At 38.4% G+C, this 22,160-nt stretch carries 23 protein-coding genes; all 23 read left to right on the top strand.

What is annotated here, in order from left to right:
* The 23 genes from dnaK to dnaG all read left to right on the top strand — a co-directional run bounded on the left by dnaK (window position 1) and on the right by dnaG (window position 22,138).
* Window positions 1–1,812, top strand: a complete 1,812-nt coding sequence (gene dnaK / locus LZP85_RS15565; RefSeq protein WP_119543634.1) for a molecular chaperone DnaK — start codon at window positions 1–3, stop codon at window positions 1,810–1,812.
* 211 nt (window positions 1,813–2,023) lie between these two features.
* Complete coding sequence (dnaJ, locus tag LZP85_RS15560; RefSeq protein WP_025911650.1) at window positions 2,024–3,151, top strand: molecular chaperone DnaJ; 1,128 nt, start codon at window positions 2,024–2,026, stop codon at window positions 3,149–3,151.
* Between the two features lie 94 nt (window positions 3,152–3,245).
* Entirely contained in the window at window positions 3,246–4,187 is a 942-nt protein-coding gene (prmA, locus tag LZP85_RS15555; RefSeq protein WP_234562265.1) for a 50S ribosomal protein L11 methyltransferase, read from the top strand.
* 19 nt (window positions 4,188–4,206) lie between these two features.
* On the top strand, window positions 4,207–4,956 hold the full coding sequence (locus LZP85_RS15550; protein ID WP_061784763.1) for a 16S rRNA (uracil(1498)-N(3))-methyltransferase: 750 nt from the start codon (window positions 4,207–4,209) through the stop codon (window positions 4,954–4,956).
* Between the two features lie 5 nt (window positions 4,957–4,961).
* Window positions 4,962–6,323, top strand: coding sequence for a tRNA (N(6)-L-threonylcarbamoyladenosine(37)-C(2))-methylthiotransferase MtaB (mtaB, locus tag LZP85_RS15545; RefSeq protein ID WP_119543637.1), 1,362 nt, complete (start codon window positions 4,962–4,964; stop codon window positions 6,321–6,323).
* A 236-nt stretch (window positions 6,324–6,559) separates the two neighbouring features.
* Window positions 6,560–6,733, top strand: a complete 174-nt coding sequence (gene rpsU / locus LZP85_RS15540) for a 30S ribosomal protein S21 (protein ID WP_003152957.1) — start codon at window positions 6,560–6,562, stop codon at window positions 6,731–6,733.
* Between the two features lie 18 nt (window positions 6,734–6,751).
* Window positions 6,752–7,195: a GatB/YqeY domain-containing protein gene (locus tag LZP85_RS15535; RefSeq protein WP_025911644.1), complete on the top strand. Its 444-nt coding sequence runs from the start codon at window positions 6,752–6,754 to the stop codon at window positions 7,193–7,195.
* A gap of 151 nt (window positions 7,196–7,346) precedes the next feature.
* Window positions 7,347–8,681 (top strand): NfeD family protein, encoded by a 1,335-nt coding sequence (locus LZP85_RS15530; protein ID WP_061784762.1) that lies wholly within the window; start codon window positions 7,347–7,349, stop codon window positions 8,679–8,681.
* Entirely contained in the window at window positions 8,681–9,664 is a 984-nt protein-coding gene (gene floA, locus LZP85_RS15525) for a flotillin-like protein FloA (protein WP_100346805.1), read from the top strand. Before LZP85_RS15530 ends, floA begins: the two co-directional genes overlap by 1 nt.
* 14 nt (window positions 9,665–9,678) lie before the next feature.
* Window positions 9,679–10,170 (top strand): hypothetical protein, encoded by a 492-nt coding sequence (locus LZP85_RS15520; RefSeq protein ID WP_061784760.1) that lies wholly within the window; start codon window positions 9,679–9,681, stop codon window positions 10,168–10,170.
* Window positions 10,171–10,230: 60 nt separating this feature from the next.
* Entirely contained in the window at window positions 10,231–10,515 is a 285-nt protein-coding gene (yqfC, locus tag LZP85_RS15515) for a sporulation protein YqfC (RefSeq protein WP_025911638.1), read from the top strand.
* A 16-nt stretch (window positions 10,516–10,531) separates the two neighbouring features.
* The gene (gene yqfD / locus LZP85_RS15510) at window positions 10,532–11,719 is read left to right on the top strand and encodes a sporulation protein YqfD (RefSeq protein ID WP_119543638.1); all 1,188 of its coding nucleotides are present in this window, start codon (window positions 10,532–10,534) and stop codon (window positions 11,717–11,719) included.
* Between the two features lie 3 nt (window positions 11,720–11,722).
* Complete coding sequence (locus LZP85_RS15505; RefSeq protein ID WP_025911635.1) at window positions 11,723–12,694, top strand: PhoH family protein; 972 nt, start codon at window positions 11,723–11,725, stop codon at window positions 12,692–12,694.
* A gap of 66 nt (window positions 12,695–12,760) precedes the next feature.
* The gene (locus LZP85_RS15500) at window positions 12,761–14,854 is read left to right on the top strand and encodes an HD family phosphohydrolase (RefSeq protein WP_374955890.1); all 2,094 of its coding nucleotides are present in this window, start codon (window positions 12,761–12,763) and stop codon (window positions 14,852–14,854) included.
* Window positions 14,851–15,321: an rRNA maturation RNase YbeY gene (gene ybeY / locus LZP85_RS15495; protein WP_025911633.1), complete on the top strand. Its 471-nt coding sequence runs from the start codon at window positions 14,851–14,853 to the stop codon at window positions 15,319–15,321. The genes LZP85_RS15500 and ybeY overlap by 4 nt, the downstream gene beginning before the upstream one ends.
* Window positions 15,299–15,682, top strand: coding sequence for a diacylglycerol kinase family protein (locus LZP85_RS15490; RefSeq protein WP_025911632.1), 384 nt, complete (start codon window positions 15,299–15,301; stop codon window positions 15,680–15,682). Before ybeY ends, LZP85_RS15490 begins: the two co-directional genes overlap by 23 nt.
* Before the next feature lie 142 nt (window positions 15,683–15,824).
* The gene (era, locus tag LZP85_RS15485; protein WP_025911630.1) at window positions 15,825–16,730 is read left to right on the top strand and encodes a GTPase Era; all 906 of its coding nucleotides are present in this window, start codon (window positions 15,825–15,827) and stop codon (window positions 16,728–16,730) included.
* 117 nt (window positions 16,731–16,847) lie between these two features.
* Window positions 16,848–16,991, top strand: a complete 144-nt coding sequence (locus LZP85_RS15480; protein WP_064484023.1) for a YqzL family protein — start codon at window positions 16,848–16,850, stop codon at window positions 16,989–16,991.
* 25 nt (window positions 16,992–17,016) lie between these two features.
* Window positions 17,017–17,784 (top strand): DNA repair protein RecO, encoded by a 768-nt coding sequence (gene recO / locus LZP85_RS15475; protein WP_025911629.1) that lies wholly within the window; start codon window positions 17,017–17,019, stop codon window positions 17,782–17,784.
* Between the two features lie 254 nt (window positions 17,785–18,038).
* The gene (locus tag LZP85_RS15470) at window positions 18,039–18,677 is read left to right on the top strand and encodes a transcriptional regulator CcpN (protein WP_090752854.1); all 639 of its coding nucleotides are present in this window, start codon (window positions 18,039–18,041) and stop codon (window positions 18,675–18,677) included.
* Window positions 18,678–18,713: 36 nt separating this feature from the next.
* Window positions 18,714–19,520 (top strand): pyruvate, water dikinase regulatory protein, encoded by an 807-nt coding sequence (locus LZP85_RS15465; RefSeq protein ID WP_234561790.1) that lies wholly within the window; start codon window positions 18,714–18,716, stop codon window positions 19,518–19,520.
* A 282-nt stretch (window positions 19,521–19,802) separates the two neighbouring features.
* Window positions 19,803–20,288, top strand: coding sequence for a YaiI/YqxD family protein (locus LZP85_RS15460; protein ID WP_061784758.1), 486 nt, complete (start codon window positions 19,803–19,805; stop codon window positions 20,286–20,288).
* 41 nt (window positions 20,289–20,329) lie between these two features.
* Window positions 20,330–22,138 (top strand): DNA primase, encoded by a 1,809-nt coding sequence (gene dnaG, locus LZP85_RS15455; protein WP_119543640.1) that lies wholly within the window; start codon window positions 20,330–20,332, stop codon window positions 22,136–22,138.
* Window positions 22,139–22,160: the final 22 nt, after the last annotated feature.

Raw genomic sequence — 22,160 nt, 5'->3', positions numbered from 1 at the left:
ATGAGTAAAATCATTGGTATCGATTTAGGTACAACGAACTCTTGTGTCGCTGTTTTAGAAGGCGGCGAGCCAAAAGTAATCCCAAATCCAGAAGGAAATCGTACAACACCATCTGTTGTTGCGTTTAAAAACGGTGAGCGTCAAGTTGGGGAAGTAGCAAAGCGTCAAGCAATTACAAACCCAAACACAATCATCTCAATTAAACGTCATATGGGTACAGATCACAAAGTAGAAGCTGAAGGGAAAGAGTATACACCTCAAGAAATGTCAGCAATTATTCTTCAACATTTAAAAGGATATGCAGAAGAATACTTAGGTGAGCCTGTAACAAAAGCGGTTATTACAGTTCCTGCATACTTTAACGATGCTGAGCGTCAAGCAACAAAAGATGCTGGTAAAATTGCTGGTTTAGAAGTTGAGCGTATCATCAACGAACCAACAGCAGCTGCTCTTGCATACGGATTAGAAAAAACAGACGAAGATCAAACTGTACTAGTATATGACTTAGGTGGAGGTACGTTTGACGTATCGATTCTAGAACTAGGCGATGGTGTATTCGAAGTACGCTCAACTGCTGGTGACAACCGTCTTGGTGGAGATGATTTTGACCAAGTAATCATCGACTACTTAGTAGCTGAGTTTAAAAAAGAAAATGGCATTGATTTAGCTAAAGATAAAATGGCGCTTCAACGTCTAAAAGATGCTGCTGAAAAAGCGAAGAAAGATTTATCTGGTGTAACTTCTACACAAGTTTCATTACCATTTATCACAGCTGGCGAAGCTGGACCACTTCACTTAGAAGTAACGCTATCACGCGCGAAGTTTGAAGAGTTATCTGCAGACCTAGTAGAGCGTACAATGGCTCCAGTACGTCAAGCATTACAAGATGCTGGTCTTTCTGCAAGTGAACTAGATAAAGTTATTTTAGTTGGTGGTTCTACTCGTATTCCAGCTGTACAAGAAGCAATTAAAAAAGAAACTGGTAAAGAGCCTCATAAAGGCGTAAATCCTGATGAAGTTGTTGCTTTAGGTGCAGCAATTCAAGGTGGCGTATTAACTGGTGATGTAAAAGACGTAGTATTACTAGATGTAACGCCATTATCTCTAGGAATTGAAACAATGGGTGGCGTATTTACAAAGCTAATTGAGCGAAACACAACAATTCCTACAAGTAAATCACAAGTATTCTCAACGGCAGCTGATAACCAAACGGCTGTAGACATTCATGTGCTTCAAGGTGAACGTCCAATGTCAGCTGACAACAAAACGTTAGGTCGTTTCCAATTAACGGACATTCCACCAGCTCCACGTGGTGTACCTCAAATTGAAGTAAGTTTTGATATTGATAAAAACGGTATCGTAAACGTACGTGCAAAAGATTTAGGTACAAATAAAGAGCAAGCAATTACAATCAAGTCTTCTACTGGTTTATCAGATGATGAAATCGAACGCATGGTAAAAGAAGCAGAAGATAATGCGGATGCAGATAAACAGCGTAAAGAAGAAGTTGAATTACGCAATGAAGCAGATCAACTTGTATTTACAACTGAAAAAACGTTGAAAGACCTTGAAGGTAAGGTTGAAGAAGCGGAAGTAACAAAAGCTAACGAAGCAAAAGATGCGTTAAAAGCTGCAATTGAAAAGAATGACCTTGAAGAAATCAAAGCGAAAAAAGATGAACTTCAAGAGGTTGTTCAAACTCTAACGGTGAAAATGTACGAGCAAGCTCAACAAGCAGCTGGTGGCGAAGGCGCTCAAAACGATGATGTTGTAGATGCAGAGTTTGAAGAAGTAAACGACGATAAAAAATAATGCATCTTGACGACTAATGTGAAGGACGCCACGGTGCAATTCACAGGATTTCAAAAGTCAAAGTCAAGCTATCTCTTGGCTTTGACTTTTTTAACGTACAAAAATAGCAATTCACAATAGGTTCGGTGTGTCGCTTAACTTTTCTGTTGCGATGGAAAGATTAATGATGATACAATTACGTTTATGTGAAACGATTCGGGAGTGAGTATTGATGAGTAAGCGAGATTACTATGAAGTACTCGGCATCAGCAAAGGCGCTACAAAAGATGAAATTAAAAAAGCGTACCGTAAGCTTTCAAAAAAATATCATCCAGATATTAATAAAGCCGAGGATGCTGCAGAGCAATTTAAAGAAGTCAAAGAAGCATATGAAGTATTGAGTGATGATCAAAAGAAAGCACACTATGATCAATTTGGTCATACTGATCCAAATCAAGGCTTTGGTGGTTTTGGCGGCGGATCAGACTTTGGCGGCTTTGGCTTTGAAGATATTTTTAGTTCAATCTTTGGTGGTGGAGGTCGTAGAAGAGACCCTAATGCGCCAAGACAAGGTGCCGATTTACAATATACGATGACGTTATCGTTTGAAGAAGCGGTATTTGGGAAAGAAACAACAATTGAAATTCCTCGTGAAGAAACATGTGACACATGTAATGGGTCAGGTGCAAAGCCAGGTACAAAAGTAAGCACATGTTCACACTGTAACGGTTCTGGGCAATTAAATGTGGAACAAAACACGCCGTTTGGTCGTGTAGTAAACCGTCGTGCTTGCCATCATTGTAATGGAACTGGTAAGAAAATTGAGCAGAAATGTTCAACATGTCACGGAGAAGGAAAAGTAACAAAACGTCGCAAAATTAATGTGAAAATTCCAGCTGGTGTGGATGATGGTCAACAGCTTCGCGTGAGTGGCCAAGGAGAACCTGGTGCAAATGGCGGTCCATCTGGAGACTTATACGTTGTGTTTAACGTTCGATCACATGAACTCTTTGAGCGTGACGGTGATGATATTTATTGTGAAATGCCGTTAACCTTTGCACAAGCCGCACTGGGAGATGAAGTGGAAGTACCGACGCTGCATGGAAAAGTAAAGTTGAAAATTCCTGCAGGTACGCAAACAGGTACGAGGTTCCGACTAAAAGGGAAAGGTGTAGCAAACGTTCGAGGATATGGTCAGGGTGACCAGCATATTCACGTGCGCGTTGTTACACCAACAAAGCTTTCTGAGAAACAAAAACAATTGATCCGAGAATTCGCAGAATTAAGCGGACAAGAAGCAGTTGATGAGCAGCACGATTCTTTCTTTGCAAAAGTAAAGAGAGCAATTAAAGGCGAATAGTAAACACTGACAGGTTGGTAAAATGCTTTACCAACCTGTCAGCTGTCATAAAACAAAATGAAGTGAAAAAATAGAAGGGATGAAGTTGGTAGAGATGAAATGGTCTGAAATTTGTATTCATACGACACAGGAAGCGATTGAACCAATCTCACATATTTTACATGAATCAGGAGCGAGCGGTGTTGTAATCGAAGATCCTGCAGATTTAATAAAAGAAAGGGATACAACTTTTGGGGAAATCTACCAGCTTAATGCCGATGATTACCCTGAAGAAGGCGTAATTGTAAAAGCATACCTTCCTGTAAATAGCTTCTTAGGTGAGACGGTTGAAGGTATTAAAGAGGCTATTAACGGCCTGTTAGTTTATGACTTTGATTTAGGTGCAAACAAGGTGACAATCAGTGAGGTAAATGAAGAAGAGTGGGCAACTGCATGGAAGAAATATTATCATCCTGTAAAAATATCTGAGCGTTTTACAATTGTCCCTACTTGGGAAAACTATGAAAAAGTCAACACAGATGAATTAATTATTGAATTAGATCCAGGGATGGCGTTTGGAACAGGGACCCACCCAACAACGGTCATGTCTTTGCAAGGACTTGAACGAACGGTTAAAGAAAATGATACGGTTATCGATGTTGGAACAGGTTCTGGCGTTTTAAGTATTGGTGCAGCAATGCTTGGAGCAAAATCTGTAAGAGCACTTGATCTTGATGAAGTAGCCGTTCGTTCTGCTCGTTTAAACGTAAAGCTAAACAAAGTGCAAGATGCTGTAACGGTTGCTCAAAATAACCTTTTAAATAATGTTGAAGGACCTGTAGACGTTGTTGTTGCAAATATTCTAGCAGAAATTATTGTTCGTTTTGTTGACGATGCATATGCGGTTCTGAAGCCAGGCGGTTCATTTATTACATCAGGCATAATTAGTGCCAAGAAAGAAGAAGTAAAAGAAGCGCTTGTGAAGGCTGGATTTGTTATTGAAGAAGTAACAATGATGGAAGATTGGGTAGCTATTATTGCGACTAAACAAGCTTGATAAGTGAGAAGGTGTAGCTGTGCAACGTTATTTTCTAAAAAATGATCAATTTGTTGATAAAACGGTGAGAATTACTGAATCAGATGCTCACCACATTCAGCGAGTAATGAGAATGTCAGAAGGAGAACGTATTATTTGTTGCAATGAAAATGGACAAGCGGCTCTCTGTGAGATTGAAATGATTTCCACTGACGAAATTCAAGGATCTATTATAGAATGGTTAAGTGAAGAAAAAGAAATGCCTGTGACAGTGACGATTGTGAGCGGGTTGCCTAAAGGGGATAAGCTTGAGCTTATTATTCAAAAAGGGACAGAACTTGGCGCAACGAGGTTTATCCCTTTTATTGCGGATCGCTCCATTGTGAAATGGGACGAGAAAAAAGGTAAAAAGAAATTAGAGCGATGGAACAAAATTGCAAAGGAAGCTGCAGAGCAATCTCATCGTACCATAGTGCCAGCTGTTGACAGTCCGATGACTTTAAAACAGCTCGTTGCAGCAAGCGACTGTACGCATAAAATTGTAGCGTATGAAGAAGTAGCTAAGCAAGGTGAGTCTTCTAATTTGCATCATGTTTTATCTAATCTACAGCCAGGTGATTCGCTTTTGGTTGTTATTGGACCAGAAGGTGGACTCACAGAACAAGAAGTTGCGTTTTTAGAAGAACATCAATTTATTAAATGTGGATTCGGTCCTCGAATTTTACGTGCAGAAACAGCACCGCTATACGTGCTATCTGCTATTTCATATCAAACTGAGTTAATGGGGTGAACACAATGCCAACAGTTGCTTTCCACACGTTAGGGTGTAAAGTGAATCACTATGAAACAGAAGCTATTTGGCAGTTGTTTAAAGGAGCTAACTACGATCGCGTAGAATATGAACAAACTGCTGATGTATATGTTATCAATACCTGTACGGTAACGAACACAGGTGATAAAAAAAGTCGCCAAGTAATTCGTCGTGCAATTCGTAAAAATCCAGATGCTGTTATTTGTGTAACAGGATGTTACGCACAAACATCACCAGCAGAAATAATGGCGATTCCTGGCGTTGATATCGTTGTAGGTACACAAGATCGCGTGAAGATGCTAGATTACATTGAACAATTTAAACAAGAGCGCCAGCCGATTAACGGCGTAGGAAATATCATGAAAACACGCGTATATGAAGAATTAGACGTACCAGCTTTCACGGACCGTACGCGTGCATCCTTGAAAATCCAAGAAGGCTGTAACAATTTCTGTACGTTTTGTATCATTCCTTGGGCAAGAGGTTTAATGCGTTCACGCGATCCAAAAGAAGTTGTAGCGCAAGCTCAACAATTAGTAGATGCTGGTTATAAAGAGATTGTTTTAACGGGAATTCATACGGGTGGCTACGGTGAAGATATGAAAGATTATAATCTTGCACAGCTATTACGTGATTTAGAGTCTCAAGTAAAAGGATTAAAACGCATCCGTATTTCATCAATTGAAGCTAGTCAGATTACAGACGAAGTTATCGACGTGTTGGATAAATCTGAAATGGTTGTTCGTCATTTACACGTGCCCCTTCAGTCCGGGTCAAATACGGTGTTAAAACGCATGCGTCGTAAGTACACAATGGAATTCTTTGGAGAGCGTTTGACACGCTTAAAAGAAGCGTTACCTGGACTTGCGATTACATCTGATGTAATTGTAGGATTCCCTGGTGAAACAGAAGAAGAGTTTATGGAAACATACAACTTCATTAGAGAGCATAAATTCTCAGAGCTTCACGTGTTCCCATACTCTAAGCGTACAGGTACACCTGCTGCTCGCATGGACGACCAAATTGATGAAGAAGTGAAAAACGAGCGCGTACATCGCTTAATCGAGCTTTCAAATCAACTGGCGAAAGAGTATGCTTCAGAATTTGAAGGTGAAGTATTGGAAGTTATTCCGGAAGAACGTTACAAAGAAGAATCAAATAGCAATCTGTACGTTGGTTACACGGATAACTATTTGAAAGTAGTGTTCCCAGCAACGGAAGAAATGGTTGGAAAGCTTGTGAAAGTAAAAATTTCTAAAGCTGGTTACCCATATAACGAAGGTGAGTTTGTACGTGTGATGGACGATGTAGAAATGCCAGCAGATCGCGTTAAACTAAGCTCTTAATTTCAAAAAGCACACGCAGGTTTGGAAGATAAAGAAAGCCTGCGTGTGCAAGTTTTATAATTGATTGAGAAAATGGGTATGGTTTAATAAGTGAATTCATAAAATACAATTGAATGGGTTTATTACTTTATTTAAACTGGTTGACCTTAAGAGTTCATTATATTATAATGGCAAAAGACATGTCTAACACATGTCATTATGATGTTAGTGGTTTTGTTCGGAGGGAGGGAATTAGAATGTCAAAAACAGTTGTTCGTAAAAACGAATCGCTTGAAGATGCTCTTCGTCGCTTCAAACGTTCAGTTTCAAAAACTGGTACGTTACAAGAAGCAAGAAAGCGCGAATTCTATGAAAAGCCTAGCGTAAAGCGTAAGAAGAAATCTGAAGCTGCTAGAAAGCGCAAGTTCTAATAAGAGGGTGGATTTATTATGAGTCTTCTCGAGCGTTTAAATAGTGATATGAAGCAAGCGATGAAAAACAAAGAGAAAGAGAAGCTAACTGTGATTCGCATGGTAAAAGCATCTCTTCAAAATGAAGCCATTAAGTTGGGCCACGATCTAACTGAAGCAGACGAGTTGACGGTTATTTCTCGCGAATTCAAACAACGTAAAGACTCCCTCCATGAATTTGAGAAAGCAGGTCGTCAAGATCTTGTTGATAAAATTCATTCTGAATTAGTTATATTAGAAGCTTATGCGCCTAAGCAACTAAGTGAAGAAGAGTTAAGCGAATTGATTAAAGCAACGATTGAAGAAACGCAGTCTTCCTCTAAAGCTGATATGGGGAAAGTTATGGGAGCGCTTATGCCTAAAGTGAAAGGTAAAGCTGATGGCTCTCTTGTAAATAAGCTTGTTCTTCAACACTTATCGTAAAAAACACCTTACACACGTAAGGTGTTTTTTATATGTTATAGGTTCATATTCATACATAAAAAGTTTCAAAAACTTGAAACTATTTGTAAAGTTAATCGTATAAGAAGATAAGCACTCATATGATGCAAAGAGAGGAGGGGTGATAGAATAAGTGAAAAAAATAACTGTAAGCATCATTGTCGCTACGTTTATCATACTTTGTTTCTTGCCACAAGCCTTCACTGCTAGTTCAGAGAAAGTATATGTCATTCCAGTTGAGGATACAGTTGAAAAAGGACTTCTCGCTTTTTTAAACCGTAGTATTAAAGAAGCAGAAACCGAAAAGGCAGATTTAATTGTGTTAGATATTAATACGCCTGGTGGGGCCGTAGATGCTGCTTCTGATATTGGAAAAAGTATTACAAAAACGGATATTCCCATTGTTGCGCTCGTCAATAAAAAAGCATTATCCGCAGGGGCATACATTGCCTTAAATGCGGATGAAATTTATATGACTCCTGGATCAACAATGGGTTCTGCAGCTGTTATTGATGGGTCAGGTAACGCAGCGGACGACAAAGCACAGTCTTATTGGCTATCAGCGATGAAAAGCGCCGCTGAGCAAAATGGACGCGACCCAAAATATGCAATGGCAATGGCAGATAAATCGATTGAGCTGCCAGAGCTGGACATAACGAATAAAGAACTGCTAACGCTGACTCCTAAACAAGCGGAAGACGTACAATATTCTGAAGGAACAGTTGCTAATTTAAATGAGCTATTAGATAAATTAGGCTATGAAAATTCGGATGTGATTACAACAAAGGTTAGCTGGGCAGAGCATATCGCTCGCTTCGTTACCAATCCAGTAGTCGTACCAATTTTGCTGTCGATAGGAGGACTAGGTTTAGTGATTGAGCTTTATACACCAACGTTTGGTTTAGCTGGTTCCATGGGAATTGGTGCGCTACTTCTATTCTTTTATGGTCATCTGGTAGCGGGATTAGCAGGAATGGAAGCAATTATTGTATTTATTATTGGAATTGTTCTTCTGCTTTTAGAGCTTTTCTTACCAGGTGGAATATTAGGAATAATTGGGTTAGGGGCTATTTTTGTTAGTTTCTTTCTCACTACGGATAACTACGTGCAAATGGGAGTGTCGTTAATCATTGCTTGTGCTGTTGCTTTGGGAGGAGCGTTTGTTATGATGAAATTTTTTGGTAAGAGAATGAAAACGTTGAGAAAGATGGTATTAAGTGACTCACTTAATACAGAGTCGGGTTATGTTTCTAATCAAAATCGTTATGAATTGATCGGTAAAGAAGGGGTAACAATTACACCACTTCGACCATCTGGTACAGTTTCAATCAATGATGAATACATCGACGTAGTATCAGAGGGGAATTATTTAGCAAAAGATGTTAAAGTGAAAGTGATGAAAGTAGAAGGATCACGAGTTGTGGTACGAAAAGTGAAAGACTTACCAACCGAGGAGGAAGTTAAATAATGGAACCAGGTAGCTTATTATTTTTTGTTGCAATTGGCTTAGGCATTATACTATTAGCCGTATTCTTTACGTTTGTACCGGTAATGCTGTGGATTTCAGCATTAGCAGCAGGTGTACGTATTAGTATCTTTACACTAGTCGGAATGAGATTACGTCGCGTTATCCCGTCTCGCGTTGTAAATCCATTGATTAAAGCAAGTAAAGCTGGACTGGATGTTTCGACAAATCAGCTAGAGAGCCACTACTTAGCAGGTGGTAACGTTGACCGCGTGGTTAATGCGTTAATTGCTGCTCAGCGTGCAAACATTGAACTACCATTTGAACGTGGAGCTGCGATTGACTTAGCGGGTCGTAATGTGTTAGAAGCTGTTCAAATGAGCGTTAATCCAAAAGTAATTGAAACACCTTTTATTTCAGGTGTGGCGATGGATGGTATTGAAGTAAAAGCAAAAGCTCGTATTACAGTACGTGCAAACATTGACCGTTTAGTAGGGGGAGCTGGAGAAGAAACAGTTATTGCTCGTGTCGGTGAAGGGATTGTTTCTACAATTGGTTCTCAGCAAGATCATAAAAAGGTATTAGAAAACCCAGATATGATTTCACAAACAGTTTTAACAAAAGGGTTGGATTCAGGAACAGCCTTTGAAATTCTATCAATTGATATTGCAGATATCGATATCGGTAAAAACATTGGTGCAGTCCTTCAAATTGACCAAGCGGAAGCTGACAAAAACATTGCACAAGCAAAAGCGGAAGAGCGCCGTGCAATGGCTGTAGCACAAGAACAAGAAATGCGTGCAAAAGTAGAAGAGATGCGTGCAAAAGTAGTAGAAGCCGAAGCGGAAGTTCCGTTAGCGATGGCAGAAGCACTGCGCTCTGGTAACCTTGGCGTGATGGATTATATGAATATCCGAAACATTGATGCAGACACGGACATGAGAGATTCTATCGGCAAAATGGGACAGGATGACGAAGAGAAATAAGGAGGGCTCTCCTCATGAACATAATTCAAGGCATATTTGAATTTATTATCGGAAATCTCTTTCTTGTTATCATCGTCGGAGGCTTTATTTTAAACGTTATTCAACGTTATATTGGTTCAGGGGCAGAAGAGGAAGAAAAACGCCCACAGCGCCAGCCAATGCCTCCTGTTGGTAATCCTACTTCTAGAGAAGAGAGAAATCGACCAAAACGAATACCCTATCGTCCTTCTGAGCGCAACAAAAAAGAAACGGTAGTAGAAGCTAAGAAAGATATGAAAGAAGAGGCTCAAGCCGTTCGGAATGAGCTTCAGGAAAAGCTTGAACAATTAAAGACTCAAAGAGAAATACCAAAGCGAGCTGGAACGAGCTCAGTTTCATCTATCGACAAAAAGCAGGATACATCTACTCGTCCCGTTGTGTTTTCGAAGAAAGCAGCAATTCAAGGTGTTATTTGGTCGGAAGTACTAGGACCGCCAAAGTCGAAAAGACGAAGTTATAAAAGATAAATAGATGTGATACATTAACCCCCTTTCTCATAAACATGAGATGAAAGGGGGTTCTTTTTTATGAGCAAAACATGGAGACAGCAAATGAAAAGATGGATGACGAAAACGATGGAACTACCCGCTGATGTGTTAATGGATCTTCCTCGGATTACGTTAGTTGGACAAATACACATATATATTGAAAATCACAAAGGTTTATTAGCCTTTTCTGATACTGAAATACGAGTGTTGTTGAAGCAGGGACAAATGCTAGTCCGCGGTGAAGGACTCGTGATAAAGGTGATTTTACCTGAAGAATTAGTGTTAGAAGGGAAAATTAATCAAGTTCTTTATTTAGAACAGTAAGGGTAGGAGGAACATAATGAAGAATGGATGGACAAACTTTATTATTGGAACCGTTCGAATTCGAATTGTTGGAAAAGGTATTGAACGTTTTGTGAATTTATGCGTGCGCCAAGGAATTATGATCTCTCATGTCAAAAAAGTAGAAGAGGGTTGTATTACAGCCACTATTTTGTTGAAAGACGTCAAAAAAATTCGTATACTGATTCGAAAAGCTGACTGCAAAATTTATTTTGTACGTCGGCAAGGCTTTCCTTTTTTAACAAAAACAATGTGGAGAAACAGCGGGTTTGTATTAGGCGTTCTTTCTTTTTTTCTTTTGCTTACGCTGCTATCTAATATGATATGGAAAGTTGAGATAACTGGAGCTTCTCCAGAAACAGAATATGAAATGACCAAGAAGCTAAAGGAAGTTGGCGTTAAGAGAGGAGAATTTCAATTTTCATTAGGTAGTCCTGAGCAAATACAGCGTTACTTAACCGACTCCATGAATAATATCACATGGGTCGGTGTAGAGGTTAAGGGAACTTCTTATCACTTTCAAGTTGTTGAGAAGAATGAACCAAAGCAGCAGGAGAAATCATCTCATCAGCATTTAGTTGCAGCTAAAAAAGCAACGATTACAAAAATGTTTGTTGAGAAAGGACAACCTTTGGTAAAAGTAAACGACGTGGTAAATGAAGGTGAAGTACTCGTTTCTGGTATTATTGGTAACGAGAAAAATAAGAAGGTTGTATCAGCAAAAGGGGAAGTTTATGGGGAGACATGGTACAGGTCTGAAGTAGAAGTTCCACTGGAAACTAATTTTCATGTGCTGACTGGAGAATCCTATAATAAGCACTACTTAGATTTAAGCGCATTTAAAATGCCGCTTTGGGCGTTTTCAAAAGAAAAGTATAGAACGACAAAAGTTGAAAAAGAAGTGAAGCCGCTGTACTTTTTCAAGTGGAAAACACCCCTTTCTTATGAAAAAGTGATTATAAGAGAAGATCAAACTACAAAACGGGTATACTCTAAACAAGAAGCCGTTGCCAAAGGGCTTGAAACGGGTCGAAAACAATTAAAAGCATTTTTAAGTGAAGATGCTGAAATAAAAGGTGAAAAAGTTTTGCACCAGCAACTTGAGAATGGTAAAGTAAAATTATCAATACATTACCAAGTTATAGAAAATATTGCGAGTACCCAACCAATTATTCAAGGAGATTGAGGAATGTCAGAACAGCTAGTAACAATTAACGTACAACTTGACGATTCAAACGAAGCAATTTCTTTATTCGGTGTTCAGGATGTTAACTTGAAAAGAATTGAAGAAGAAATGAATGTAAACATCATCTCTCGAGGTGAAACAGTCATTGTTTCAGGTAACCCTGAAGATGTACAAACCGTTGAAGAAATGTTAAAGAAGCTAGTAACAATTATTCGTAAAAACATTACAATTTCAGAACGAGATGTTGTCTATGCAATTCAGCTTGCTAAAAAAGGTACGCTGGAGTTTTTTGAAGATGTATATGAAGAAGAGATTGCCAAAAATGTACAGGGTAAGTCAATTCGTGTTAAGACATTAGGGCAAAGTCACTATATTTCTGCTATTAAAAAGAATGACCTTGTATTTGGTATTGGGCCAGCGGGAACGGGAAAAACGTATTTAGCCGTAGTAATGGCCGTTAACGCCTTAAAAAATGGTTTTGTAAAGCGTATTATTTTAACGCGCCCAGCTGTTGAAGCAGGGGAAAGCTTAGGTTTTTTACCAGGAGATTTAAAAGAAAAGGTAGATCCTTATTTACGACCACTATATGATGCGCTGCATGATGTGTTAGGAACGGAGCATACGCAGCGACTAATAGAAAGAGGAGTAATTGAGATTGCTCCACTTGCTTATATGCGTGGCCGTACATTAGACGATGCTTTTGTCATTTTAGACGAGGCGCAAAATACAACATTAGCACAGATGAAAATGTTTTTAACTCGATTGGGTTTCGGGTCAAAAATGATTATTACAGGTGACGTATCACAGGTGGACTTGCCTAGAGGTGTGAAGTCTGGATTAGGGTCAGTTACAAAAATATTAAATAATGTAACAGGCATTTCGTTTATCCATTTAGATCAATCAGATGTCGTTCGTCATCCATTGGTTGGTCGAATCATTCAAGCGTATGACCAATTTGACAAAGAGACCCTTTAATTTAGGGTCTATTTTTTGTAAAAGGGGGAAATTGGTGTGTCAAAGTTTCGGTTTTTTAAACAAACAATGGCACAGATCGAAAAGCTGCGGTTAATTCAACTAGGGTTATATGCTTTAATTGGTCTCATTATGTTTGCGTCTATGTACAGCAATGTAAAGCCAGAAGAATTGGACTTGAGGCTTCTATCGATTTCACCGGAGACGATTTACTCACCTGTGACAATTGAAGATAAAGAAAGTACAGAAAAGAAGAAGGCAGAGGCAAAAGAAGCAGTTGAAGATGTGTATACACAAAAAACAGAATATGCACAAAACCAGGTCGATCTTGTTGCATCTATTTTTGATGCTATTATTGAAGTGAATAAAGAGTACGATCAGTTAGAAAATAAAAGCGAAACAAGCAAGCAAGAAATGTTGCAGGACAAGCTTCCAGATAATATTCGTAAGGGTCTATCTGACAAGGCAATTAGCGAGCTTTTACAGACGAACAAAGAAGAATTATCGGTTGCAAAAGATGCGGTTGTTACAGCAGTCCACCACGTAATGAAAAACCAAGTTATGATTAGTGACTTAGAAGAAATGAAAGACCAAGCTGAGGGGCAGCTGGTGTATACAACTAATGTAAGTTCTAGCCTAAAGGCTGCGATGAATGAAATCGCAAGATCTTCTATTATTCCAAATGTCATTTACGATCCACAAAAAACATCTGAAAATCGCCAGGCAGCAGTTGAAAAAATAGAGCCTGTGCGGATTAAGCAAGGTCAAATTATTGTGGAAGAAAATCAGCTCATCAATGCGGATATCTACCGTCAGCTTCAGCTTGCTGGGCTGTTAAACAATAAAGGAATGCTGCAACCGTTTATTGGCTTAAGCTTGCTAATTATTATTATGATTGGTGGAGCAGCTTTTTATTTGCGAGGCCTTCATGCAAATACATATAAGCCACTCCTTTTATATGCAATTATCACAAGTATTACGATTGCTTTAATGAAAATCTTAAGCTTTTTTCAACGAATTGATTTATCTGAAATTGGCTACTTAGCCCCTGTGGCTGTTGGTGGTATTTTGCTGCGAGTGTTAATGAATGAGAAGATTGCCATTATTTCCAGCATCATTTTTGCCATTTGCGGTAGCATTATTTTTAACGGTGAATTGACAACAGCGTTTAATATGAATATAGGGATTTACTTTTTGATTAGTAATATTACAGCTATCTTGTTTTTAATGGACAAACAGCGCAAGGCAAGAGTGCTTCAAGCAGGACTCGTTGTCGCACTAATGAATGTGATTGTTAGTCTATCAATTATTTTTATTAAAAATGGTCAGTTAGATACAATGGAGCTTGGTTATTATAGCTTAATGGCAATGGCATCTGGCATTATCTCTTCAGTATTAGCCATTGGTTTGCTTCCTTTCTTTGAAAGTGGCTTTGGTATTTTATCAACAATGAAGCTAATTGAACTATCTAGTCCAAATCATCCTTTACTGAGAAAAATCTTAACGGAAACGCCGGGTACGTATCATCATAGCGTAATGGTAGCTAACCTTTCAGAAGCTGCTTGTGAAACAATTGGAGCGAACGGTTTGCTCGCACGCGTAGGGGCCTACTATCACGATATTGGTAAAACGAAGCGTCCTCAATATTTTATTGAGAACCAAATGAATATTCGTAATCCACATGATGCGTTATCTCCAAAAGTCAGCAAAAATATCATTACATCTCATACAACAGACGGAGCGGCTATTTTGCGCAAGCATAAGCTACCAAAAGAGATTGTTGATATTGCCGAGCAGCATCATGGAACGTCTTTATTAAAGTTCTTCTATCATAAAGCATTGGAACAAACAGAAGAAGAAATAAAAGAAGAAGACTATCGTTACGAGGGGCCTAAGCCCCAAACAAAAGAAGCAGCCGTCATCTGCATTGCAGACAGCGTAGAGGCTGCTGTGCGTTCGATGCCCAATCCAACCCCAGAAAAGATTGAGAAGCTAGTGCGAAGCATCATTAATGACAGAGTTGAAGATGAGCAGTTTATTGAATGTGATATTACATTAAAAGAATTGGAATTGATTAGACAAGCTCTTTGTGAGACGCTAAATGGTATATTCCATTCTCGTATTGAGTATCCTGAATTAAAAAAACAGAAGGTGAAAGCATGAGTTTATTAATTGACTTTATTGATGAAACAAATGAAATAACAAATGAACAAAAAGAAACATTAGAAGCCTTATTAGCAGTAGCTGCTGCTAAAGAAGGTGTAGAAGACGGAACAGAAGTATCAATTACGTTTGTAAACAATGAACGTATTCAAGAAATCAACCGTGAATATCGTGACAAGGACAAGCCGACGGACGTTATTTCTTTTGCTTTAGAGGAAATGGGCGAAGGGGAGATTGAAATCTTTGGAGAGGAAATGCCGCGAGTTTTAGGCGATATTATTATTTCCGTTCCAAGAACAGTTGAGCAAGCTGAAGAGTATGGCCACTCCTTTATGCGCGAACTAGGTTTTTTAACCGTACATGGTTTCTTACATTTGCTTGGTTATGATCACGAAACGGTTGAAGATGAGAAGCAAATGTTTACACGTCAAAAGGATATTTTAGATGAGCATGGACTCACGCGATAAAAGAGGAATAAGACGATTAGTTCGTAGCTTTGGCTATGCAATAGAAGGATTTAAGTATGTAGTTACAAAGGAAGCAAACATGAAAATTCATGTTTTCGCTTCCTTTGTAGTTATCTTAGCAAGCTTGTGGTTTCGTATCTCATTAACAGAATGGCTGGTTGTTCTGCTGTTAATTGCAGGTATGTTTAGCTTAGAACTTATGAATACGGCTGTTGAAAAAACAGTGGATTTAATTACAACTAAACGTCATCCTTTAGCAAAGCACGCAAAAGATGCTGCCGCTGCGGCAGTGTTGGTTTATGCGTGTTTTGCTGTTGTTATTGGCATCCTTATCTTTTGGAAATACATCTTCTTTTCATGAGTTGTTTGTATTCTCTATATAGCGTTGTGCTATAATGATGCTATAGTAAGATTTGCTCTTTTTTACAGCACGCTAAACTGATTACGTGTTGTAGAAAAGGTGATAAGAATATTATGAATGGATCAATCATCGGAGGCTTTACATGAGTAATCATACATTTAAATCAGGTTTTGTTTCAATTATTGGTAGACCTAATGTTGGGAAGTCTACCTTTTTAAATCGAGTAATTGGGCAGAAAATCGCCATTATGAGCGACAAGCCACAGACAACTCGTAATAAAATTCAAGGCGTTTATACAGAAGATGAGGCACAGATTGTGTTCATTGATACACCTGGGATTCATAAGCCTAAGCATAAGCTTGGGGACTTTATGATGAAAGTTGCGCAAAATACCTTAAAAGAAGTAGATCTTGTGCTGTTTATGGTAAACGCAGCTGAAGGGTTAGGTCGTGGTGATGAGTTTATCATTGAGCGTTTAAAAGAGACAAAGACACCCGTGTTTTTAGTCATTAACAAAATTGATGAAATTCACCCAGATGAGTTGTTTACAATTATCACAACGTATAAGGATCTATATCCTTTCGCTGAAATTATCCCAATTTCTGCTTTGCAAGGAAACAATGTAGAGCGTTTGTTAGAGCAAATTAAAAAAGTGCTTCCAGAAGGTCCGCAATACTATCCTGCTGATCAAGTAACGGACCATCCAGAGCGTTTTATCATTACGGAATTAATTCGTGAAAAGGTATTGCATTCAACGCGCGAAGAAATTCCTCACTCCATTGCAGTTGTCATGGACTCCATGCAAAAGCGAGATAACGGTGCTATATACGTCGGAGCAACAATTATTGTTGAACGCGATTCTCAAAAAGGCATCGTCATCGGAAAGCAAGGGAAAATGCTAAAAGAAGTAGGTAGAAAAGCGCGTGCTGATATTGAAGCTTTACTAGGTTCAAGAGTATTCTTAGAGCTTTGGGTGAAGGTGCAAAAAGATTGGCGCAACCGTTCATCACACTTAAGAGACTATGGTTTTAGAGAAGATGAATATTAAATTAACACATCACAAATTGTAAAAAATTGTGTTACATGATTTTAGCTAGGAAGGCTATTCTAAACGTAAGGAATTGAAATTGTATCTGATCTATACGATTAGAAAGGTGGGAGTTCTATGTTGAATTTTACTTGGAACGTCTTTTCACAAACAGGTAGTATCGATACATACCTTCTTTTCAAAGAACTTGAAAAAGAGGTAATAGAAGGGCCTGAAGCACACGAAGATGATACTGACGGTCTCAATTCTCCAGTTTCGTAGCCTTCCCAACAGTAGGTGATAAAGTTTGTTTAAAAAATGTGAAGGTATTGTTATTCGAACGAATGACTATGGTGAATCAAATAAAATTGTAACCATCTATTCACGTGAATTGGGCAAGGTAGGCTTAATGGCCAGGGGCGCGAAGAAGCCGAGTAGCCGTTTAGCTTCTGTGACACAGTTATTTACGTATGGCTATTTCTTTATACAAGCAGGTTCAGGAATGGGAACTCTTCAGCAAGGTGAAGTGATTTCTTCTATGAGAAGCATACGCGAAGATATTTTTACAACCGCGTATGCTTCTTATATTCTTGAATTAACGGATAAGGGAACAGATAACAACAAGCCAAATCCGTTTCTGTTTGAGCTGCTTTACCAAACGATTCATTATATGAATGAAGGATACGATACTGAAATTTTAATGTATATCTATGAAATGAAGATGTTGAATGTACTAGGTTTATATCCAATTCTTGATGAATGCGCGGTCTGTCATGCAAAAGAAGGAACTTTCCACTTTTCTGTACGCGAAGGGGGCTTTATTTGTCACCGTTGCCTAGAAAAAGATCCGTATCATTTTAAACTGACGCCCATGACCGTTAAATTACTGCGCTTATTTTATTATATGGATTTAAAAAGACTAGGCTCTATTTCAGTTAAGCCGGAAACGAAAAAACAATTGCACTTTATTATTGATCAATATTATGATGAGTATTCAGGCTTGTATTTAAAAACAAAGCGATTTTTAACTCAAATGGAATCTTTGAAAGCGGCACTGCCAACTAAAAGCGAATAAAGGTTACGTATGAGTTTTATAACATAACGTGAGGGTGCCTCAAAGGATAAAGTAATATTTGAGACGCCCTTTTTACTATTGATTTAAAAAAGCGAATAGTCATTAAAAAAGTTACAGGCATCTTTCATGTTTTTTTGGCCGTAACGTGATAGAATAAAAAATCCTTTTGAAAAATATATCTTTTCATCTTTTACTTTTGAATAAAAAGTATATAATGTTTTTATAAATAGTATGTCACATTTAACGGTTAGGTGGTGATTAAAATCGAACTAAATAAAAGACAAGAGCACATCTTACAGATTGTAAAAGATCAAGGTCCCATTACTGGAGAGCATATTGCAGATAAGCTAAACTTAACGCGTGCAACGCTGCGACCGGACTTAGCGATTTTAACAATGGCAGGTTATTTAGAAGCACGACCTCGTGTGGGTTATTTCTATACAGGAAAAACAGGGGCGCAGCTGCTAACGGATAAAATCAAAAAAATCCAAGTTCAGGACTATCAATCTATTCCTGTTGTAGTCAATGAGAATGTGTCCGTATACGATGCGATTTGTACGATGTTTCTAGAAGATGTAGGAACGTTGTTTGTTGTGGATGAACAGTCGTTATTAGTAGGAGTTCTATCTCGAAAAGACTTGCTGCGTGCCAGCATCGGGAAACAAGAGCTTACATCAATTCCTGTTCATATTATTATGACTAGGATGCCTAACATTACATATTGTCATCGTGAAGAGCTTCTCATTGATATTGCACAAGTGCTGATTGAGAAACAAATTGATGCCATTCCCGTGGTGAAAAAAGTAGACGCAGGACTTGAGGTAGTAGGAAGAGTGACCAAAACAAATATCACAAAATTACTAGTAGCACTGGCTCATGATGAAGTATTATAATCGAAGTGATTAAAATGATTAAGGGGATGTGCCAAAATGAACAACCCATGCTTATATGTAATTTCAGATTCGGTTGGGGAAACAGCAGAATTAGTTGTCAAAGCAGCTTCCAGTCAATTTAATATGACGGAGTTTATTATTAAACGAGTTCCTTATGTAGAAGATACTGCTACGTTAGCAGAAGTGGTATCTTTGGCTAAGTTGAATAATGGAATTATTGGATTTACACTTGTGAAACCAGAAATGCGAAACTTTTTGCTGAACGAAGCGGCTAAAAAAAGCGTGGAAGTTTTTGATATTATTGGACCGCTTATTGATAAAATTCAATCATCCTATCAGCTATCGCCAAGATATGAACCAGGAACGGTTCGCAAGCTAGATGATGATTATTTCAAAAAAGTGGAAGCGATTGAATTTGCAGTTAAATATGATGATGGACGAGATCCAAGAGGCATTCTGCGAGCAGATATTGTGCTCATTGGAGTATCACGAACGTCTAAAACGCCGCTGTCTCAGTTTTTAGCTCATAAACGTTTAAAGGTGGCTAACGTTCCAATCGTACCGGAAGTAGATCCACCAGAAGAACTCTTTCACGTGTCGCCTAAAAAATGCATTGGCCTGATGATTAGTCCTGATAAATTGAATGATATTCGCAAAGAACGTTTAAAATCATTAGGACTAAATGACCAAGCTATTTACGCAAACATTGAAAGAATTAAAGAAGAGTTAGATTTCTTCCAAGGAATTGTTGATAAAATTGGATGTGAAGTAGTGGACGTCTCAAATCGAGCTGTAGAAGAGACTGCTGGAATTATTGCGAAAATCATTCAACAAAAGAAATAAAGCAGTTGTCAGTTGCACGAAGAAATGACGTGACAACACTGTGTTGCTTTATGAGCCATCATTCCTGAATGATGGCCCTTTGCGTGAAGGGCTACTCTTTAACTTTATGGTAGAAAATATTGCGTAGTTATATTATAATTAAAAATTGTGATAAAAAAGAATAGTTTTAGGTTTAGACTTTGTGAAGAACGAATAAACTATTTATATAAATGTCAAGGATTGAGTCTAAAAAGTATTCGACAAACGCAATCTACATGAAATTACAAATGGTAGAAGGAATCTGTGGAGGGATGTAGAATACAGAGTTATAGCAAAAGAAACTATACGATTTTTGTCGATGCTGATGCGTGTCCTGTAAAAAAAGAGATTGTAGAACTGGCACATACATACTGCGTTGAGGTTGTTTTTGTTGCTTCATATGCTCACATGCAAACAAACCCTTCAGCTGGTAAGTGGGTTTACGTAGATAGTGAGAAGGAAGCAGTAGACTTATACATTTTAAATCATGTTCAGCAAGGAGATGTCGCTGTAACACAGGATACAGGGTTAGCGAGCATGCTTCTTAGTCGACGTGTTTATGTATTGTCTCCACGTGGAAAAGTATATAGTGAGAACGATATGGATACGGTTCTTTTTTTTCGATATGTTTCAGCAAAGGAAAGAAAAGCAGGTCGCTATTCAAAAGGTCCTAAAGCTTTTAGCGATGAAGACAGAGAAAAATTCAGCACAGCACTCGAAAAAATATTGTCGAAACGTGAAGGAATTTAGCTTTTGATGAAGAATTACTATAGAAATACGGAGCTGTTAACATGGCAAATCGAATTCCTGATGAAGTGATTGATCGTATTCGGCGTTCAGTAGATATTGTCGATGTCATAAGCGACTATGTGCAGCTAACGAAACAGGGCCGAAACTATTTTGGGCTGTGTCCGTTTCATGGGGAAAATACACCATCGTTTTCCGTATCGCCAGATAAGCAAATTTATCATTGCTTTGGCTGTGGAGCTGGAGGAAACGCATTTTCATTTGTTATGGATTTAGAGGGGCTTTCATTTACCGAAGCTGCTCAACACCTTGCTGATAAAGGAAACATTCCATTTGAATATGAAGTGCAACAGCCGAGCTCTGAGGGTTCAAAGTCAGAAAATGCCCTTGTTGATGCACATGAGCTTTTAAAGAAATTTTATCATCATTTATTGGTAAATACAAAAGAAGGCCAGGAAGCCTATGACTATTTAATCAACCGTGGTTTCACAAGAGAAATTATAGACGAGTTTGAAATTGGATATGCGCTAGATTCCTGGGATTTCGTTACTAAGTTTTTAACAAAGCGTGGATTTAAGCCAGATGAAATGGAAGCTGCAGGTCTTATTATTAAACGAAATCAAGAAGAAAGCTATTTCGATCGGTTTCGAGATCGAGTTATGTTTCCTATTGCAGACTTACAAGGAAGAACCATTGCTTTTTCAGGTCGCCTATTAAAAGAGATAAAAGGGCAGCCTAAGTATCTAAATAGTCCCGAAACTTCAATCTTTAATAAAAGTCGTACACTCTACAATTTTCACCGTGCAAAAAAACACATCAGAAAAAATCAACAAGTCATTTTATTTGAAGGATTCGCAGACGTTATTTCATCGGTTACTGCTGAGTGTCAACAGTCAATTGCAACGATGGGTACTGCGCTTACAGAAGAGCAGGCAAAAATTATTCGTCGAAACGTTGAATCCGTTATTGTATGCTATGATGCAGACTCGGCAGGTATTGAAGCTGCGTATAAAGCTGTGAATATTTTAACAGATGCAGGCTGCTCAGTAAAAGTCGCCACGATGCCGGATGGATATGACCCTGACGATTATATAAAAGAGTTTGGAGCAGCAAAATTTCGAAACGAAGTCATTGAAAACAGCTTGACGCTTATGGCGTTTAAAATGCGATACTTGCGACGTGGTAAGAACTTGCAGATTGAAGCTGATCGCATGAAGTACATTGATGAAGTGTTAAAAGCAGTTAGTCAATTAACAAAAGCGGTCGAAAAAGACTATTACCTCAGGCAACTGTCTCAAGAGTTTTCAATTTCATTAGATGCTTTAAAGGAACAGCAGCAACAAGTTCGCCATGAAGTGAAAAAGAAAAAGGATAATGATTTTTGGAATAGAAATACTATATCAAGACATCCTGTCACCAAAAAAAACCTTCTTCCTGCACATGAAAATGCAGAGAGGCATTTAATTGCATATATGCTAAAAGACAGGGATATAGCGTTTCGGATTCAAGATATGCTTCAAGCACAGTTTAATATAGAAGAACATAGGGCTCTTGTGACATACTTGTATGGTTACTACGAAGAAGGGTATAGTCCTAACCCAAGCAACTTTATCGAACGTATTCCTGATTCAAATCTGACAGGTTTAGCTTCGGAACTAGCGATGATGTCAATTAACGAAGAATTGTCGGAGCAAGCGTTGCATGATTACATTCAACAAGTGTTGAATTATGAAAAGAAGTCCATAATAAAAGAAAAAGAGCAGCAAAGGCAAGAAGCGGAGCGTCAAAAGGATTATGTAAAGGCTGCGACGATTGCAATGGAAATTTTGGAATTAAAAAAGGCGTTAAAATAAAACGTGTTTATTAGTCCCACTT

Origin of the sequence: Priestia flexa (assembly GCF_021441905.1) — a bacterium.
In the GTDB taxonomy this organism is placed as follows: Bacteria; Bacillota; Bacilli; order Bacillales; family Bacillaceae_H; genus Priestia; species Priestia flexa.
The sequence above is the reverse complement of the archived record's forward strand: the minus strand, read 5'-3'. Positions and strand labels throughout refer to the sequence as shown.

Coding starts and splice junctions, on each gene's coding strand:
- LZP85_RS15535 (WP_025911644.1), top strand. CDS start 6,752: ATGAGTCTTCTCGAGCGTTTAAATAGTGATATGAAGCAAGCGATGAAA.
- dnaJ (WP_025911650.1), top strand. CDS start 2,024: ATGAGTAAGCGAGATTACTATGAAGTACTCGGCATCAGCAAAGGCGCT.
- era (WP_025911630.1), top strand. CDS start 15,825: ATGAGTAATCATACATTTAAATCAGGTTTTGTTTCAATTATTGGTAGA.
- prmA (WP_234562265.1), top strand. CDS start 3,246: ATGAAATGGTCTGAAATTTGTATTCATACGACACAGGAAGCGATTGAA.
- floA (WP_100346805.1), top strand. CDS start 8,681: ATGGAACCAGGTAGCTTATTATTTTTTGTTGCAATTGGCTTAGGCATT.
- ybeY (WP_025911633.1), top strand. CDS start 14,851: ATGAGTTTATTAATTGACTTTATTGATGAAACAAATGAAATAACAAAT.
- rpsU (WP_003152957.1), top strand. CDS start 6,560: ATGTCAAAAACAGTTGTTCGTAAAAACGAATCGCTTGAAGATGCTCTT.
- dnaK (WP_119543634.1), top strand. CDS start 1: ATGAGTAAAATCATTGGTATCGATTTAGGTACAACGAACTCTTGTGTC.
- yqfC (WP_025911638.1), top strand. CDS start 10,231: ATGAGCAAAACATGGAGACAGCAAATGAAAAGATGGATGACGAAAACG.
- LZP85_RS15480 (WP_064484023.1), top strand. CDS start 16,848: ATGTTGAATTTTACTTGGAACGTCTTTTCACAAACAGGTAGTATCGAT.
- yqfD (WP_119543638.1), top strand. CDS start 10,532: ATGAAGAATGGATGGACAAACTTTATTATTGGAACCGTTCGAATTCGA.
- dnaG (WP_119543640.1), top strand. CDS start 20,330: ATGGCAAATCGAATTCCTGATGAAGTGATTGATCGTATTCGGCGTTCA.
- LZP85_RS15520 (WP_061784760.1), top strand. CDS start 9,679: ATGAACATAATTCAAGGCATATTTGAATTTATTATCGGAAATCTCTTT.
- LZP85_RS15465 (WP_234561790.1), top strand. CDS start 18,714: ATGAACAACCCATGCTTATATGTAATTTCAGATTCGGTTGGGGAAACA.
- LZP85_RS15490 (WP_025911632.1), top strand. CDS start 15,299: ATGAGCATGGACTCACGCGATAAAAGAGGAATAAGACGATTAGTTCGT.
- mtaB (WP_119543637.1), top strand. CDS start 4,962: ATGCCAACAGTTGCTTTCCACACGTTAGGGTGTAAAGTGAATCACTAT.
- LZP85_RS15500 (WP_374955890.1), top strand. CDS start 12,761: ATGGCACAGATCGAAAAGCTGCGGTTAATTCAACTAGGGTTATATGCT.
- LZP85_RS15505 (WP_025911635.1), top strand. CDS start 11,723: ATGTCAGAACAGCTAGTAACAATTAACGTACAACTTGACGATTCAAAC.